Origin of the sequence: Streptomyces sp. TSRI0281, from assembly GCF_001905125.1 — a bacterium.
In the GTDB taxonomy this organism is placed as follows: domain Bacteria; phylum Actinomycetota; class Actinomycetes; order Streptomycetales; family Streptomycetaceae; genus Streptomyces.
In genome coordinates this window covers 33,659-49,480 of record NZ_LWLE01000015.1, presented here as the reverse complement: position 1 = coordinate 49,480, position 15,822 = coordinate 33,659, and the positions used below count along the sequence as shown (strand labels likewise).

The 15,822-nt window shown below is 70.9% G+C and carries 13 protein-coding genes; 8 read left to right on the top strand and 5 right to left on the bottom strand.

Features of this window, described 5'->3' with window-relative positions:
* Positions 1-227 precede the first annotated feature (227 nt).
* Positions 228-1,235 carry a hypothetical protein gene (locus A6A29_RS22060; protein ID WP_073722215.1) on the top strand — a complete coding sequence of 336 codons (1,008 nt, stop codon included), beginning with the start codon at positions 228-230 and terminating at the stop codon, positions 1,233-1,235.
* Positions 1,236-1,387: 152 nt separating this feature from the next.
* Positions 1,388-2,917, top strand: a complete 1,530-nt coding sequence (locus A6A29_RS22055; RefSeq protein WP_073722214.1) for an amino acid permease — start codon at positions 1,388-1,390, stop codon at positions 2,915-2,917.
* Positions 2,918-2,947: 30 nt separating this feature from the next.
* Here A6A29_RS22055 and A6A29_RS22050 read toward each other — a convergent pair whose 3' ends face one another.
* Positions 2,948-3,763 (bottom strand): sulfite exporter TauE/SafE family protein, encoded by an 816-nt coding sequence (locus A6A29_RS22050; RefSeq protein WP_073722213.1) that lies wholly within the window; start codon positions 3,761-3,763, stop codon positions 2,948-2,950.
* A gap of 156 nt (positions 3,764-3,919) precedes the next feature.
* Here A6A29_RS22050 and A6A29_RS22045 point away from each other — a divergent pair, with 156 nt between their 5' ends.
* From A6A29_RS22045 to A6A29_RS22020, 6 genes are all read left to right on the top strand, one after another.
* Positions 3,920-5,113: a substrate-binding domain-containing protein gene (locus A6A29_RS22045; protein ID WP_073722212.1), complete on the top strand. Its 1,194-nt coding sequence runs from the start codon at positions 3,920-3,922 to the stop codon at positions 5,111-5,113.
* Positions 5,114-5,214: 101 nt separating this feature from the next.
* On the top strand, positions 5,215-6,600 hold the full coding sequence (locus A6A29_RS22040; protein WP_073722211.1) for an ABC transporter substrate-binding protein: 1,386 nt from the start codon (positions 5,215-5,217) through the stop codon (positions 6,598-6,600).
* A 153-nt stretch (positions 6,601-6,753) separates the two neighbouring features.
* Positions 6,754-7,752, top strand: coding sequence for a carbohydrate ABC transporter permease (locus A6A29_RS22035; protein WP_073722210.1), 999 nt, complete (start codon positions 6,754-6,756; stop codon positions 7,750-7,752).
* Positions 7,749-8,654, top strand: coding sequence for a carbohydrate ABC transporter permease (locus A6A29_RS22030; protein ID WP_241838602.1), 906 nt, complete (start codon positions 7,749-7,751; stop codon positions 8,652-8,654). The genes A6A29_RS22035 and A6A29_RS22030 overlap by 4 nt, the downstream gene beginning before the upstream one ends.
* 65 nt (positions 8,655-8,719) lie before the next feature.
* Entirely contained in the window at positions 8,720-9,772 is a 1,053-nt protein-coding gene (locus A6A29_RS22025) for a hydroxyacid dehydrogenase (RefSeq protein ID WP_073722209.1), read from the top strand.
* Positions 9,769-11,700, top strand: coding sequence for a DUF2264 domain-containing protein (locus A6A29_RS22020; protein WP_073722208.1), 1,932 nt, complete (start codon positions 9,769-9,771; stop codon positions 11,698-11,700). Before A6A29_RS22025 ends, A6A29_RS22020 begins: the two co-directional genes overlap by 4 nt.
* A gap of 7 nt (positions 11,701-11,707) precedes the next feature.
* Here the strand turns inward: A6A29_RS22020 and A6A29_RS22015 are convergent, their stop codons facing one another.
* The 4 genes from A6A29_RS22015 to A6A29_RS22000 all read right to left on the bottom strand — a co-directional run bounded on the left by A6A29_RS22015 (position 11,708) and on the right by A6A29_RS22000 (position 15,514).
* Positions 11,708-12,340: a LutC/YkgG family protein gene (locus tag A6A29_RS22015; protein WP_073722207.1), complete on the bottom strand. Its 633-nt coding sequence runs from the start codon at positions 12,338-12,340 to the stop codon at positions 11,708-11,710.
* Positions 12,337-13,875: a LutB/LldF family L-lactate oxidation iron-sulfur protein gene (locus tag A6A29_RS22010; RefSeq protein ID WP_073722206.1), complete on the bottom strand. Its 1,539-nt coding sequence runs from the start codon at positions 13,873-13,875 to the stop codon at positions 12,337-12,339. The genes A6A29_RS22015 and A6A29_RS22010 overlap by 4 nt, the downstream gene beginning before the upstream one ends.
* On the bottom strand, positions 13,872-14,639 hold the full coding sequence (locus tag A6A29_RS22005) for a (Fe-S)-binding protein (protein ID WP_073722205.1): 768 nt from the start codon (positions 14,637-14,639) through the stop codon (positions 13,872-13,874). The genes A6A29_RS22010 and A6A29_RS22005 overlap by 4 nt, the downstream gene beginning before the upstream one ends.
* A 143-nt stretch (positions 14,640-14,782) precedes the next feature.
* On the bottom strand, positions 14,783-15,514 hold the full coding sequence (locus A6A29_RS22000; RefSeq protein WP_073722204.1) for a FadR/GntR family transcriptional regulator: 732 nt from the start codon (positions 15,512-15,514) through the stop codon (positions 14,783-14,785).
* Positions 15,515-15,822 lie beyond the last annotated feature (308 nt).

The following is a 15,822-nucleotide window of genomic DNA, read 5'->3' as shown; positions in this document are numbered from 1 at the left end:
GGTGGAACTACTGCGACTTCAGTATGATCCGCAAAGTCGTCGGGAGATCGGCGCCCGGCGCTCTACACTCACCGCCGAGCAACAACCGGACTCACCGGAGCAGTTCGCCCTGCGCTGCTCCCTGCCCCCACGCTCTTGAGGATTCATGACGACCAGACGCACAGCCGCGCCTCGGTGCCCGGCATCCCGCCTCGCCGCCTTGGACTCTCCGGGGGCGGGGCGATCCGATGGCCCCCAGTGACTTCCGGCCGGTCTATCACCCCGCGGGCCACGACAACGAGTTGCGCGGCGCCCTGCAGGATCTGCGGACCGGCCGCTGGGTCTCCATGCGGAATCTGCTGGAGAGCACGCCCGACTGGACCCTGTGGACCCAGCGCACCCAGGTCCTCGGCGCGGTGGCCGCGGGTTCCGACGCCGTGCAGGCATGGCTCGGAGAGGAACCGCAGAGCGTCGCCGCGACGGTGATGCACGCCCGGGTCGTCGTGGAGCGCGCGGTGCGGGCGCACCGGGAACGGCACGCGCGCGCCCAGCAGTTATGGCAGGAGGCGTGGGAGGGCTGCCGGTCCGCCGCGCACGCCTCTCCCGCCGACCCGGTGCCCTGGATCTGCCTGCTCGCCCTGTCCCAGCTGGATGACCAGCAGCGGCTGGAGGAGCACCGGATGCCGCCTCCTGGGCCGATGCTGTTCCCGGGGCCCTGGGGTCTGCTGGCGGAGGCGGACAGGCGTGATCCGTGCAACCGCGAAGCGTATCACCGGATGCTCCAGTTCGTGTACGCCAGACAGGGCGGCGGATCACTGTCCGAGGCGGTCAACTTCGTTCAGTGGGCGGCCTCCGGGGCACCGGACGGTTCGCCTCTTCATGTGCTTCCGCTGTACGTCCGGGTGGAGCGCTACCGCCGTGACCACGGCGGCGAGAAGGCGCTGGACCTGCACTGGGTCACCGAGGACGGCGAGCGGGACGCCCAACGGGCGCTGCACCTGTGGTTCTTCCGCACCGATCCGGCCCGCCAGTCCCTGCTCGACCTGAACCATCTGGCCCACTCCCTGTGGGGTGCTCTGCAATTCGCCGACGCGGCACCGGTGTTCAGGGCGCTGGGACCGTACTACACCTCGGTCCCGTGGGCGTACCGTACCCGCACACCCGGTGATCCGGCGGCGGCGGAGGATGTGTTCCTGCGGGCCCGCAGCCGGAGTCTGACCGCCGCGCCGGATCCCGGAACCGGCCGACGCGGCTGAGCGGGCGGTGCCCGTTCCGCTCAGGTCCGCCCTCCCGCTCTCCCGGATTTCCCCTCCCGAGTCCCCTTCCACCTCTCTTCGTCCCTTACTCCCCCGGATCCCCTTCCCTTCCTTCCGTGATCCGTCCCCACCCCCGCCCGGAGGTTCTCCCCATGTCCATATCCACTCCCCACCAGTCGAACGCGGAGGCCGCTCCGCAGAGGGATGAAGAGCAACGCCTGCGCGAGCTCGGCTATCAGCCGGTGCTCGCCCGCCGCATGGGCGGTTTCGGCAACTTCGCCATCAGCTTCTCCGTCATCTCGATCCTGTCCGGCTGCATGACGCTGTACGGCTTCGGCATGTCGACCGGCGGCCCGTCGGTGATGCTCTGGGGCTGGGTCGGTGTCGGCCTGTTCGTGCTGTGTGTCGGTATGGCGCTGGCCGAGGTCACCAGCGCGTACCCCACGTCGGGTGCGCTGTACTACATGGCCGACCGGCTCGGCGGCCGCAAGTGGGGCTGGTACACCGGCTGGCTGAACCTGCTCGGCCTGCTGGGCGCGATCGCCGGTATCGACTACGGGGCCGCGCTGTTCACCGGCGCACTGCTGAATCTGCAGTGGGGCTTCGACCCGACGCCCGGATCCACGATGGTGATCTTCCTCTGCATCCTGCTGCTGCACGCCGTGCTGAACCTGTTCGGTGTCCGTCTGGTCAGTGTGCTGAACTCGATCAGCGTGTGGTGGCACCTCGGCGGTGTCGCCGTGATCGTCTCCGTACTGGCGATCGTGCCCTCGAACCACCAGTCGCCGTCCTTCGTCTTCACCGAGTTCGTCAATGACACCGGCTGGGAGAACCCGCTGTACGTGGCAGCGATCGGGCTCCTGCTGGCCCAGTACACCTTCTGCGGCTATGACGCCTCGGCCCACCTGTCCGAGGAGACCTCCAACGCCTCGGTGACCGCGGCCAAGGGCATCGTGCGCGCGATCTGGGTGTCGTGGGTGGCCGGATTCTTCCTGCTGGCCGGTCTCACCTTCGCGATCCAGGACTACGCGGGCACCCAGAACAGTGCCACCGGGGTGCCGCCCGCCCAGATCCTGATCGATGCGCTGGGCACCTCGGGTGCCACGGCCATGCTGCTGATCGTGATCGCGGCGCAGCTGTTCTGCGGCAACGCCGAGGTCGCCGCCGCCAGCCGGATGGTGTTCGCCTTCAGCCGGGACAACGCGCTGCCGGGCTCCGCGCTGTGGCGCAAGGTGAGCGCCCGCACCCAGACGCCGGTGCCCGCCGTCTGGCTGTCGGTCTGTGTCGCCGCGCTGCTGGCGGTGCCGTCGCTGTACTCCGCGACCGCGTACGGTGCGGTGACCGCGATCAACGTCATCGGCATCACGCCCGCCTACGCGATCCCGATCTATCTGAAGCTGCGCGCCGGGGACCGGTTCGAGCGCGGCCCGTGGCACCTGGGGCGCTGGTCCAAGCCGATCGGCTGGATCGCCGTGGTCTGGGTCGCCATCGTGACGGTGCTGTTCCTGCTGCCGCAGTCCTCTCCGGTGACGATCGACTCCATGAACTACGCGTCGATCGCCCTGGTCGCGGTGCTGGTACTCGCCACGATCTGGTGGTTCGTCGCCCGCCGTTCGTACAGCACCCCGTCCAGTTACGGGAACGCCCGTGAGCAGGCGGAGATCGCCGAGGGCATCATCTGATCCGGTGCTGGGCGTGCTCCGGCCGCATCCTCAGGCGAGGAGCAACTGGAGTCCGCCCAGCACGGTCGCCCCGATGACGATCCGTTCGAAGACCTTCTGGTTGATCCGGTCCACGCACCTGCGCCCGATGTACGCGCCGGGGACGACGAACAGCACCAGGCACGCGTCCAGCAGCAGCGACCGGGCGTCGATGAGGCCCAGGCCCACGCTGAAGGGCACCTTGGACGTGTTGACGATCAGGAAGAACCACGCCGATGTGCCAAGGAAGCCCAGCTTCCGGAACCCGGCGGAAAGCAGATAGAGCGACATGACGGGGCCGCCCGCGTTGGCGACCATGGTGGTGAATCCGCCGAGCACACCGTAGATACGCGCGGTGATCCGGCCGCCGCGCGAGGTGCCCCGCCCGGCCCCCGCCTCGGTCTCGGGCTCCGCCTTCTCATCGGACTCTGCCTTCGCCTCCGTCCCGGTCTCCGCCGCAACGGCTGCGCGTCGCCGCCAGACGGTGACGCCCGACATGAACAGCAGAATCGCGCCGATCGAGGTCCGTACGGCGGCGTCGTCGGCCCACATCATGTAGAACGTGCCCGCCACCACGCCCACGGCGACGGCGGGGAACAGCCGCAGCAGTGTCGGCCAGTGCGCGTGACGGCGGTAGACCAGCACGGCGAGGATGTCGCCGGCGATCAGGATCGGGAGCAGCACCCCGGTGGATTCGCGGGCCGGGAGTACGGCCGCGAAGACCGCGAGGCTGATCGTATTGGCACCGCTGACGGCCGTCTTGGAGAAGCCGACGAGTGTGGATGCCGCCGCGAGCGCGGCCAGTTGCCAGAGTGTGATGGTGTCCATACCGGATCAGATGGTAGACACACACGGTTCTCGGCGGGCGGTCGTGTCATTTCCTGGCGGGCGGCGGGGTGTTTCTGCCTATGCTGCGCCCCCAAGCGCTCATACGAAGCGTTCAAACGAACAGCAAGCGGCAGGAACGGCGAGGGGGCCAGCAGCATGCGGGAGCCGGTGGAACTGAGGCGGCAGCGAATACTGGCGGTGGTGCGGTCGCGGGGCGCCGTCAAGGTGAGCGTGCTCGCCGCCGAACTGGAGGTCTCGGTGGTCACGGTGCGCCGGGACGTCGAGGAGCTGGCCAGGGCCGGGCGGCTGCGGCGCGGCCACGGGGTGGCCCGCGCCGCCGGATCCGTCGACGGGGCGGACGCCGTACCGGCCGCCCGGCGGGAGGACCCGGCCGGGGACGGGGACGCGGTCGCCCTGGTCGTACCCGAGCGGCATTCGTATCTGTACGAGACGCTGCACGGCGCGCGCTCGGTGCTGGAGGAGTCCGGGATGCGGATCGCCCTGCACATCGCCCCGCAGGCCGTGGGCGCCGAACGGCCGCTGGTGGAACGGGCACTGGCGGGCGGGGCGCGCGGGCTGCTGATCGCTCCGCGGTGGCGCAGCGCGCTCTCGGAGGAGGCGGACTACGGCTGGCTCGCGGAGGTGGGGGTGCCGACCGTGCTGATGGAGCGGCGGCCCCGGCCGGGCAGCGCGCTGCACGCGCTGGACTCGGTCTGTTCCGACCACTGGTACGGAACGTATCTCGCCGTGGACCATCTGGTGTCGCTGGGCCATCGCCGTATCGTCCTGGCCGCCCGGAACGACAGCCCGACGGCGCGCACGATCAGGGCGGCGTTCGCCGAGATCGCGGCCGCCCGGCCGGAGGTGGAGGACTGGTCGGTGGTGCTCAGCACCCCGGACGCGGTGCCGGGTCCGGGGCCGGAGGGGGAGGCCGCGGCCGGCGGGAGCGGGGCCCTCGGCGGTGGGGCGGCAGCGCCCGCCGGTCCGGGTGCAGGGGACGGCGCGGTCCCGGACCTGCTGTCGGTGCTGCGGGAGCGGCGGGCGACGGGCGCGGTGCTGCACGGCGACGTGGACGCGCTGATGCTGGTCCAGCGGCTGTCCGAGAACGGGTTGCAGGTGCCGCGCGACTGTTCCGTCGTGGCGTACGACGATGTGGTCGCGGCGTTGGGCAGCACCCCGCTGACCGCGGTGGCGCCGCCCAAGGCGGAGATCGGGCGGGCCGCCGCGGAGCTGCTCCTGTACCGGTTGAGCGGCGCGGACGGGGCGAGCGGTCCGGTGCGCAGGACACAGCTGCTGCCCGCGCTGAAGGTGCGCGGTTCGGCGTTGAGGATCAGCCCTCCCCAGGAGTGATCGTTTGACCGCTTTCATTTTCTTCTGAGCGATCTATTGACCCGTACCGATCAGCCGATCAGGATTCCCGTTGTCTCGGACAGGAGCCTCGGGAGGCACCCATGCCTGGTCGACAGAGCCGTCGATCCGTACTGGCCACGATCGCCGCGCTGCCACTGACAGGTGCGCTCAGCGCCTGTGGCAGCGGCGGATCACCACGATCGGCCGGTACGAGCAGTACCAGCACCACGAGCGCAGCCGGCAGCGCGAGCACCGTCAGGACCGGGGGCGGGCGGACCCGCGTCACCTTCTGGTCCTCCCTGCGCGGCAGCCAGGAGGTGGTGGACGCGTTCAACCGCGGCCACCGCACCATTCAGGTCGATTTCCAGCAGATTCCCTCGGGGCCCCAGGGCGGGTACGCGAAGCTCAGCAACGCGGCACGGGCGGGCAACGCCCCCGACATCGCCACCCTCGAATACCCCCAGGTCCCCGGCTTCGCCATCGACGGCGTCGCCCGTGACCTCACCGGGCTGATGAGTGAGAAGCTGCGCGCCGCGCTGCTGCCCCAGGCGCTGGGGCTCACCACCTTCGACAAACGGGTCTTCAGCATCCCCCTCGACATAGAGCCGATGGTGCTGCACTACCGCACCGATCTCTTCGCGGAGTACGGCATCGAGGTGCCGCGCACCTGGCCGGAGTTCGAGGAGGCGGCACGGACCGTGCGCCGCAAGGGCGGTGACCGGCGGATCGCGCTGTTCCCGACGGACGGCGCCAACCACATGGCCGCGTACGCCTGGCAGGCGGGCGCCCAGTGGTTCGACACCGCGGGCGGCGCCTGGAACGTCTCGCTCGCCGACGCGCCGACCCGTCGTGTCGCCGCGTACTGGCAGCGCCTCATCGACCGGGACCTGGTCTTCATGAACCCGGTGGAGAGCCGGCAGAGCGATGCCCAGATCGGCAACGGGCTCGTTCTCGCCCGGTTCAGCGGTGCCTGGGACGCGGGTGCGCAGATGAAGGCCCGACCGGGCCAGAAGGGCCGGTGGGCCATCGCACCGCTGCCCCAGTGGGATCCGGCGAAACCCGCCCTCGGCACCCACGGAGGTTCGACCTTCGCCGTCACCGGGGACAGTGCGCACCCGGAGGCGGCGATGGAGTTCATCGAGTGGCAGGTGTCGCATCCGGACTCCTTGCGGGCCCGGCTCTCCAGCGGCGCCAGCAGCCAGTACCCGGCCGTTCCCGGCCTGGTGGCCGTGGGCAACAAGGCCTTCGACCGCGGGTACTACGGCGGCCAGGACATCTACACCCTCTTCGACGAGGAGGCCCGCAAGATCCGGGACGGCTGGATCTGGGGGCCTCGGATGACCGCCACCGGCAAGGTCATGCAGGACGGATTCGCGCGGGCGAGCGGTGGCCAGGGCTCACTGATCGAGTCGTTGAAGGCGGCCCAGCAGGGCACCATGCCCGATCTCCGGGCGCTCGGCCTCGCCACCACCGACCACTCCACCTGAGCGTTCCCGAGTGCCCCGCCCGCCGTACTTCGCTCAGCGCTCCCACGACGGCGCGCCCGTCCCGCGCCGTGTCCGCGGCGTACCGCCCGGCCCGAGCGCGCCGACAGCCGCGCCCATGACCTCGTCCCCGCAGCAGAGAGGCAGGTGACACCCATGACCAGCACCACCCCTGTTTCCGCCCCGGCGAGCACCGCTCCACGAACGCCCCGCCCGCCGTCCGCCGCCGCACCCGCGCCCACCGCCCGCAGATCGGCGCGGCGCCGTGAACTCGGTGCGGCAGGTGCCCTGATGACGCCGTTCTTCATCCTCCTGATCACGGTCTTCCTCATCCCCGTCGGCACGGCGGTGTGGCTGAGCTTCTTCAGCGACGACCAGCCGGGACTGGGCTTCGGCCCCGAGCGCACCGTCTTCGTCGGGCTGCGCGGCTACACCGCCGTCCTGACCGATCCGACGTTCCTCGGCGGTCTCGGCATCGTCGCGCTGTACTGCCTGATCTACATTCCGCTGATGGTGATCGGGGCGCTCGCCCTGGCCCTGCTGCTGGATTCCGGAGTGGTGCGGCTGCGGGCCACGGCCCAGCTCGCGCTGTTCCTGCCGCACGCGGTGCCCGGCATCATCGCCGCCATCATCTGGCTGTATCTGTACACCCCCGGACTGAGTCCGGTGATCGAACTGCTCGGCAAGGCGGACATCACCGTCGACTTCCTGGGTGTGCACACCGTGCTCCCGTCGATCGTGAACATCGCCCTGTGGAGCAATCTCGGCTACAACATGGTCGTCTTCTACGCCGCGTTGCAGGCCGTCCCGCGCGAGGTGATCGAAGCCGCGGTCGTCGACGGGGCCGGCCCCGTCCGTACCGCGCTCCAGGTCAAGGCACCTCTCGTACGGTCCTCGACCGTGATGGTGGCGATGTTCACCCTGATCTTCGCGCTGCAGCTGTTCACCGAGCCGATGCTGCTCGGCCAGTCCACCCCAATGATCAACTCCCGCTTCTCGCCCAGCATGTACATCTACGACGCCGCGTTCACCCGTAACAACTACGGCCTCGCGGCAGCCGCCTCGGTGGTCCTGCTGGTCTTCACGATCGCCCTCTCCTACGGCATCACCCGCTGGACCAACCGTGCCGACGCCGCCGAGGAGGACGCCCGATGAGCGCGTCGACCGCCACCCGTCCCACCGCGCCCCGTCCCACGGCGCCCCGAAGGACCGGCGCGCCGCGACCCAGGCTGCTGGGCCGGTCCGTCGTCAATCTCGTCATCGGCATCTCGGTGCTGTACACCCTGCTGCCCGTGCTGTGGCTGGTGCTCGCCTCCACCAAGGACCGGGACGCGCTGTTCAAGAGCTCGGTGCTGTCGTCGGGCGACTTCTCCTTCGTACGGAACCTGACGGACCTGTTCGCCATGGACGGCGGGCTGTACGGGCGCTGGTACGGAAACAGCCTGCTGTACGCGGTCCTCGGCGCGGCGCTCGGCGCCCTGGTCAGCATCGGCTGCGGCTACGCCTTCGACAAGTACCGCTTCCGGCACAAGGAGAAGCTCTTCGGTCTGGTGCTGGCGGCCGTGATGGTGCCGCAGACCGTACTGGCGCTGCCGCTCTATCTGATGGCTTCGGCCACCGGCCTGGTGAACACCTTCTGGTCGGTGTTCATCCCGGTCCTCTTCAACCCCTTCGGCGTCTATCTGGGCCGGATCTTCAGCCAGGGCTACGTACCGGACGAGGTGCTCGAAGCAGCACGGGTGGACGGCGCGGGCGAACTGACCACCTACGTCCGGGTGGCGCTGCGGATGCTGGGTCCGGGCCTGGTCACCGTCTTCCTCTTCCAGCTGACCGCGATCTGGAACAACTTCTTCCTGCCCATGGTCATGCTCTCCGACCAGGATCTGTATCCGGTCAGTCTCGGGCTCTACACCTGGAACAGTGCCGCCAGCGTCTCCCCCGAGTACTACCCCGCGGTGATCATGGGTTCGCTGCTCGCGGTGCTTCCGCTGATCCTCGCGTTCGCCCTGCTCCAGCGCTTCTGGCGGTCGGGGCTCACGGCGGGCGCGGTCAAGTAGCCGGACCGCCACGGCCGCGCCGCCGGGTGACAGCACCGCAACGGACCCCACGTACCAGGAGAGAGATGCCCCGCACCACCGACACCACATCCCCTCCGGCCCGCCGGCCGGTGCGCCGGCCGCGCGCCGCCCTCGCCATGCGGCCGGACGCCGCGGCCGCCCTGCTCACACCCGAGGCCCTGGCCGCGCTGGGCGAGGTGTGCGCGCTCACCCCGCCGCCCGTCCTCGACGACTTCACCACCGACCGGGCCCGCTCCGCCCTCGCGGACGTCGAACTGCTGGTCACCGGCTGGGGCTGCCCGCCGCTGGACGCGGACGTCCTGGCCGCCGCCCCCGCGCTGCGGGCCGTCGTCCACACGGCGGGCTCCGTCCGCGGCCATGTCACCGCGGCCTGCTGGGAGCGCGGCATCGAGGTCTCGTCGGCCGCCGCCGCCAACGCGCTCCCGGTCGCGGAGTACACCGTCGCGATGATCCTGCTGTCCGGCAAACGGGCCCTGGAAAGGGCCCGCGAATACCGCGCCGTACGCCGCCGGGGCAACTGGCTCGGCACGCCGCCGGACGTCGGCAACTACGGCCGGACGGTGGGCATCCTGTCCGCGTCGATGATCGGCCGAAGGGTGATCGAGCTGCTGCGCCCGTACGATCTGCGGGTCCTGCTGCACGATCCGTACGTCTCCGCGACGGAGGCGGCGGCGCTCGGCGTCCAGCAGGTGGGGATCGGTGAACTCTTCGCGCTGAGCGATGTGGTGAGCGTCCACACCCCGCTGCTGACGGCCACCCGTGGGCTCGTCGGACGTGAACTCCTCGCCTCCATGCGGCCGGACGCGGTGCTGATCAACACCTCGCGCGGCGCGGTCGTGGACCAGGACGCCCTGACCGACGTACTCCGGCAGGACCGGATCCGGGCGATCCTCGATGTCACCGAGCCCGACGAGCTGCCGGACACGCATCCCCTGTGGGAGTGCGAGAACGCGCTGATCACCCCTCATCTCGCCGGATCCCAGGGCAACGAATGGCGCCGGCTGACCGATCTGGCGGTCGGCGAGGCCGCCCGTTGGGCCGCGGGCGACGGTTTCGCCCATCCCGTATCACAGGAAAGGCTGGCGTTTCTCGCATGACCACCTCCCCCTCCTTCGAACTCCCCCCGGAAGACCGCGGGTCGAGCCCGTACACCGGATACACCCGGGCGCACTGGGAGGCCGCGGCGGACGGGCTGCTGCACGCCGCCTGGCGGTGGGCCACCCCCGGCCGGGCCCTGCTCGACCTGCCCGGACGGCCGTCCGCCTCCGGGGTCCGGTCCGACGGTCTGGAGGGGTACGCCCGTACGTTCCTGGCCGCCGCGTTCCGGGTCGCGGGCGCCGACGGCAAGGACCCGCACGGCTGGCTGGAGCGGTACGCGGACGGGCTGGGTGCCGGTACGCGGACGCCCGGACGGGACGACACAGAGTCCTGGCCGCTGATCCTGGACCACCAGGTGCAGGGGCAGCCCATGGTGGAGTCCGCGTCCGTCGCCATCGGGCTGCGGCTGACCCGGCCCTGGCTCTGGGACCGGCTCGACGAGGGGGTGCGGGACCGCGCCGAGGTATGGCTCCGGGGCGCGCTGCGGCACACCCCGGCGCCCAACAACTGGTATCTCTTCCCGTACTCCGTCGCCGGGTTCCTGGAGTCGGTGGGCCGCGGCGACGCCGAGACCGCGCGGGCCAAGGAGCGGGCGCTGGAACTCCTGGAGGGCTGGTACCGGGGCGAGGGCTGGTACGCGGACGGGGACGGGCGGTCCTTCGACCACTACAACGGCTGGGCCCTGCACCTGTATCCGGTGCTCGACGCGTATCTGTCGGGTGACGCGGAGCTGTCGGCACGCTACGGGGCACGGCTTCGGGAGCATCTGGAGAGCTTCTCGCTGATGTTCGGCGCCGACGGCGCGCCCCTGCACTTCGGGCGCTCCCTCTCCTACCGCTTCGCGGCGGGCGCGGCGGTCGGCATCGGCGCCGTCTCCGGGCACACCCCCCTGTCTCCCGGGGTCTCCCGGCGGCTGGTCAACGGGTCGCTGCGCTACTTCATGGAACGGGGTGCGACCGGGGACGACGGGCTGCTGTCGCTCGGCTGGCACGGCCCGCACGAAGCCACGCTCCAGACCTACTCCGGCCCCTCGTCGCCGTACTGGGCGTCCAAGGCGTTCGTCGCTCTGCTCGCCCCCGCTGAGCATCCGCTGTGGACGGCGGCCGAGGAACCGGCGCCCAGCGAGGGGCCCGACCGGGTGCTGTCGCTGTCGGCTCCGGGCTTCCTCGTGCAGTCGACGCGGGCGGACGGCATCGTCCGGCTGCACAACCACGGCAGCGACCACGTCCGGCCGCACGAGGGCGAGTCGGCGGCCGGTGAGGACCCGCTCTACGCCCGGCTGGCGTACTCCACGGTGACCGGTCCGACCGCCGCCGCGAACACCGCGGACAACCATCTGTCCGTGCGGGTGGGCGGGGCGCGCAGCTCCCGGCTGCGCATCCACCCGCTGGGCGCCGGGCACGGCGAGGGCTGGGGCTGGGCGGCGTCCTGGCACCGCCCGGTCTTCCCGACGGGGCCGGCCACGGTGCCGGGGCTGCGGGTGGAGAGCGTGACCGTCGTGCGGGGGCGCTACGAGCTGCGGGTGCACCGGGTGCTCGGGGCTCCGGACGGGGCGCGGGTCGAGCAGACCGGCTGGGCGACGGGCCCCGGGGACGGGGTGCGGTCCCAGCTGCACGGGCTGCACGGCTGGGAGACGGCACAGGACGTACGGGCTCCGCAGGGCACGGCGTTCACCCGCTGGGCGGCCCTGCCCCGGCTCGCCGCCGACGCGCGGGGCACGGTCCTGCTGGTGGCCCTCGCCTCGCTCACCGCCGAGCCCGACGCCACCGGACTCGACACGGTGGTGACCGGGGTGGAGGTGAACGGTGACGGCGAGAGCGTCGAGGTCACCTGGGCGGACGGTGCCGGGGGCGACCCCGCGGTCGACGGGTCGCGGACGCGGATCGCCTTCGGGGCCGCGACGGTGGCGGTGGACCACCGCCCGTAGTCCGGCCCTACACGTCCGTGCGGATCACCACGGCGAGGGTGCGGGGGCCGTGGACGCCTTCCACGCGCTCCAGTTCGATGTCGGAGGTGGCCGAGGGCCCGCTGATCAGGGTCGTCGGCCGCTCCGGCACCAGCCCGGCGACGGCCTCCGGCACACCGACCCTGACCGAGGAGAGGTCCACGACGCAGACGTGCAGATCGGGGACGAGCGACAGGGCCCGCCGTCCCTGACCGGACGAACCGTCCAGGAAGATCGTGCCCGTCTCGGCGCAGCTGACGGCGGAGGCGGTCACCACGCCGTCCAGGGCGTCGAGGCTCGGCGCCGGAATGTCGGCCGAGTCCCTCTGGATCTCGCCGTCGAACGCGCCGAGCCACTCCTCGTCGAGCCCGGCCGGCACCCCGATCCGGCGGGCACCGCACTCCCGCAGGACCTCGGCGATCACCTCTGCGGTGCGGTCGGCGGTGCAGGGGTGGACGCGCGCCTTGTAGTCGACGAGACGGTCGGTGAACAGGGCGAGGCGGGCGTCGTCGGGCAGGGTGCGCCCGGTGCGGTATTCGCGCGGAATGACGGTCGCGGCGGTGGGCGCGAGGGCCAGGGCGTCCCGGACGCGGCCGAGCACGGTGTCACGGGCGGTGGTCACTTCTCGTCCTCCTGAGGTGCGTTGGCGTGGGCTTCGGCCGCGGCGTCCCGCAGGGTGGCGGCGCCCTCCGCCGAGGCCAGCCAGGAGCGGAAGGTCTGCCGGGGCGGAGCTGCGGTGTCGCGGCTGTCGCTCCAGCCGCTCAACGGTGCGGGCAGATGCGACAGGGTGCCGTCCCGTCCGGCCAGGACCCGCCCGATACCGGCTGCCTTCTGCGCCGCGGTGAACAGCTTCGGCTTCCTCATCACGGTGGCGGCGGCCTTCATGGCCAGTTTCTCCGCCGTCGTACCGGACTCCTCCGTGTGCTGATGGCGCAGCTCGACCAGCATCGAGGGGATGTCGATCTTGACCGGGCAGGCGTCGAAGCAGGCACCGCAGAGGCTGGAGGCGTACGGCAGCGAGCTGTTGGGGTCGTCCTTGGCCGCGTGCATCCCGGCGAGCTGCGGGGTGAGCACCGCGCCGATCGGGCCGGGGTAGGTCGACCCGTACGCGTGGCCGCCGGCCCGCTCGTACACCGGGCACACATTGAGACAGGCCGAGCAGCGGATGCAGTTGAGCGCGGCGCGTCCGACGCTGTCGGCGAGTGCCGCGGTGCGCCCGTTGTCGACCAGGATCAGATGGAATTCCTGCGGCCCGTCGCCGGGCGTCACCCCGGTCCACATCGAGGTGTACGGGTTCATCCGCTCGCCCGTGGAGGAGCGCGGCAGCAGTTGGAGGAAGACTTCCAGGTCCGAGAAGCGCGGCAGCACCTTCTCGATGCCCATGACGGTGATGAGGGTGTCGGGCAGGGTCAGGCACATCCGGCCGTTGCCCTCGGACTCGACGACCGACAGGGTGCCGGTCTCGGCGATACCGAAGTTGGCGCCCGAGACGGCGACCTGGGCCGTCATGAACTTCTCGCGCAGATAGGCGCGGGCGGCGGCGGCGAGGTGGGCGGGCACATTGTCGAGCTCCGGGTCGACTCCGGGGATCTCCTTGAGGAAGATCTGCCGGATCTCGTCCCGGTTGCGGTGGATCGCGGGCACCAGGATGTGCGAGGGCCTGTCGTGGGCGAGCTGCACGATGAGTTCGGCCAGGTCGGTCTCGTACGGGGTGATCCCGGCCGCTTCGAGGTGCTCGTTGAGACCGATCTCCTGCGTGGCCATCGACTTGACCTTGATGACGTCGCGGCTGCCGGTCGCCTTCACCAGCCGGGTGACGATCTCGTTGGCCTCGGCTCCGTCGCGGGCCCAGTGGACGGTGCCGCCGCGCTCGGTGACCTTGCTCTCCAGCTGTTCCAGGAGTTCGGGGAGCCGGTTCATCGTGTCGGTCTTGATGGCCGATCCGGCCTCTCGCAGCTGTTCCCAGTCGGGGAGTTCGCCGGTGACGTGGAGGCGTTTGGCACGGATGGTGTGGGTGGCGCGGCCGAGGTTGCGGCGCAGCTGCTCATTGCGCAGTTCGTCGTGGGCTGCCCGGGGGAAGGTCTGCTCGCCGCGCAGATTGCCCGTTCCGTAGGGGGAGCGGGGCGGGGCGGCGGGCATGCCGAGGAACGTACTCATACGGCGGCCTCCAGCGGGGCGTACGGCGAGGTGCGGGTGGCGGCGAGGATCTGGGCGAGGTGCAGGGTGCGCGTACCGGACTTGATCCGGGAGAGTCCGCCGCCGATGTGCATCAGGCAGGAGGAGTCACCGGCGGTGCACACGGCGGCCCCGGTCCGGGCGATATTGGTCATCTTGTCCTGGAGCATCGCGGTGGACGTCTCGGCGTTCTTCACGGCGAAGGTGCCGCCGAAACCGCAGCAGACATCGGCTTCGGGGAGCTCGACGAGGTCGATGGAGTCGACGGCACGCAGCAGCTTCAGCGGCTTGTCACCGACCCGGAGCATTCGCAGGGAGTGGCAGGTGGGGTGGTACGTGACGCGGTGCGGGAAGTACCCGCCGACCGCGGTGACGTCGAGGACGTCGACGAGGAACTCCGACAGTTCGTACGTCTTCGCCTTGACGGTGGCGACCGAGGCGCGCAGCGCGGCGTCCCCGTACCGGGCGGCGATGATCTCGTGCTGATGGCGCACCGAGCCCGCGCACGAGCCCGACGGCATGACGACCGCTTCGATCGACGTGTCGCCGAACTGGTCGGCGAAGTTGCGCACCAGCGGGACGGGCTCGCGCTGGTAGCCGGTGTTGATGTGCATCTGGCCGCAGCAGGTCTGCTCCGGCGGGAACACCACGTCGTGGCCCAGGCGGGCGAGCAGTACCGCGGTGGATTTCACCGCCTCGGGGAAGAGCGTGTCTCCCAGACAGGTGGCGAAGAGTCCGATGCGCATGGGGCCTCCCCGGTCGTTTGTATGGTCGGACCATACTAGTCTCGGTCCGTACGGGGAACCGGCGGGCACGAGAAAGGGACGGTGCGTCGCGCACCGTCCCCTCGATGGACTCCTGATCGCCTGCCCGGTCGGCCGACCGGCGGCTACATCCCGGCGTTCTCGTCGACGAGCGTGCCGTGCAGTCCCCGGATGTGCTTTTCCACCAGGTCCGCCGCCGCGCCACCCCGCCCTTCGCGCACCAGGCGCAGCAGTTGCGTGTGCTGGGAGTTGAGCGCGCGCGCCGTGGCGGGCCAGTCCGCCGCCTCCTCCAGCGCGCGGAGGATCAACGGGCGTACCGACTCGCGTACGGCGGAGGTGAGGGTGGAGGTGAGCGCGTTGCCGGAGCTGCGGGCGATCAGCACATGGAAGCGGGTGTCCAGATCGTTGAACCCGGCCACCGTGACGTCCGGCTCCCCCATGCCCAGGAGCAGCCGCTCCGCTTCGTCGAGGTCCTCGTCGCAGGCGTGCGCAGCCGCGGCTTCCAAGCTGGACCGCTCCAGGACGACCCGCGCCTCCAGCACATCGTGGAGGCTGTAGCTGCCGAGCGCGAAGTGCAGGCGCAGCAGCCGGCCGAGGGCGTCGTCCGGATTACGGACGATGCGGGCTCCGGAGTCCGGACCGCGTCCGGGCTGGGCCACCAGCACACCGATGGTCTCCAGCACCCTGAGTGCCTCGCGCAGCGCGGAGCGGCTGACACCGAGCACCGGGGCCAGTTCCCTTTCGGGCGGCAGCCGGTCGCCCGCTCTGAGCTCGCCGGCGAACACCCGGTCCTCGATGCTCTGGAGAACGAGCTCATGCGTACGGGACTGCCGTACGGGCTGCCACTCGACGGGCATCCACCACTCCCTGCACATCACGAACGGTCGAATTCTCAGACTATGTCACGCATGCCGTGTGGTCGGACCTCTCACTCGGTACGGCCCTGCGACGTCTCACCCACCGCGATCCCGTTCTCGCGATACGAGACGACTCATTCCGCTTCTCCGGGCGCGCCTACAGTGGCGCACATGTTCGGACCTGCCCGTCAGCTGGCTCTCGCGCTCTTCGCGGCCACGCCGTGGAGCGTCGACGACGCGCTCTGTCGTCCCTGACGCACGCATTCCGGGGCCCGTTCCCACGCGCGCCCCCAGCCGGTCCGCCCCTC

What these genes read in the sequence shown, in the direction of transcription:
- A6A29_RS22060 (WP_073722215.1), top strand. Translation starts at nt 228, where the DNA reads ATGGCCCCCAGTGACTTCCGGCCGGTCTATCACCCCGCGGGCCACGAC.
- A6A29_RS22055 (WP_073722214.1), top strand. Translation starts at nt 1,388, where the DNA reads ATGTCCATATCCACTCCCCACCAGTCGAACGCGGAGGCCGCTCCGCAG.
- A6A29_RS22050 (WP_073722213.1), bottom strand. Translation starts at nt 3,763, where the DNA reads ATGGACACCATCACACTCTGGCAACTGGCCGCGCTCGCGGCGGCATCC.
- A6A29_RS22045 (WP_073722212.1), top strand. Translation starts at nt 3,920, where the DNA reads ATGCGGGAGCCGGTGGAACTGAGGCGGCAGCGAATACTGGCGGTGGTG.
- A6A29_RS22040 (WP_073722211.1), top strand. Translation starts at nt 5,215, where the DNA reads ATGCCTGGTCGACAGAGCCGTCGATCCGTACTGGCCACGATCGCCGCG.
- A6A29_RS22035 (WP_073722210.1), top strand. Translation starts at nt 6,754, where the DNA reads ATGACCAGCACCACCCCTGTTTCCGCCCCGGCGAGCACCGCTCCACGA.
- A6A29_RS22030 (WP_241838602.1), top strand. Translation starts at nt 7,749, where the DNA reads ATGAGCGCGTCGACCGCCACCCGTCCCACCGCGCCCCGTCCCACGGCG.
- A6A29_RS22025 (WP_073722209.1), top strand. Translation starts at nt 8,720, where the DNA reads ATGCCCCGCACCACCGACACCACATCCCCTCCGGCCCGCCGGCCGGTG.
- A6A29_RS22020 (WP_073722208.1), top strand. Translation starts at nt 9,769, where the DNA reads ATGACCACCTCCCCCTCCTTCGAACTCCCCCCGGAAGACCGCGGGTCG.
- A6A29_RS22010 (WP_073722206.1), bottom strand. Translation starts at nt 13,875, where the DNA reads ATGAGTACGTTCCTCGGCATGCCCGCCGCCCCGCCCCGCTCCCCCTAC.
- A6A29_RS22005 (WP_073722205.1), bottom strand. Translation starts at nt 14,639, where the DNA reads ATGCGCATCGGACTCTTCGCCACCTGTCTGGGAGACACGCTCTTCCCC.
- A6A29_RS22000 (WP_073722204.1), bottom strand. Translation starts at nt 15,514, where the DNA reads ATGCCCGTCGAGTGGCAGCCCGTACGGCAGTCCCGTACGCATGAGCTC.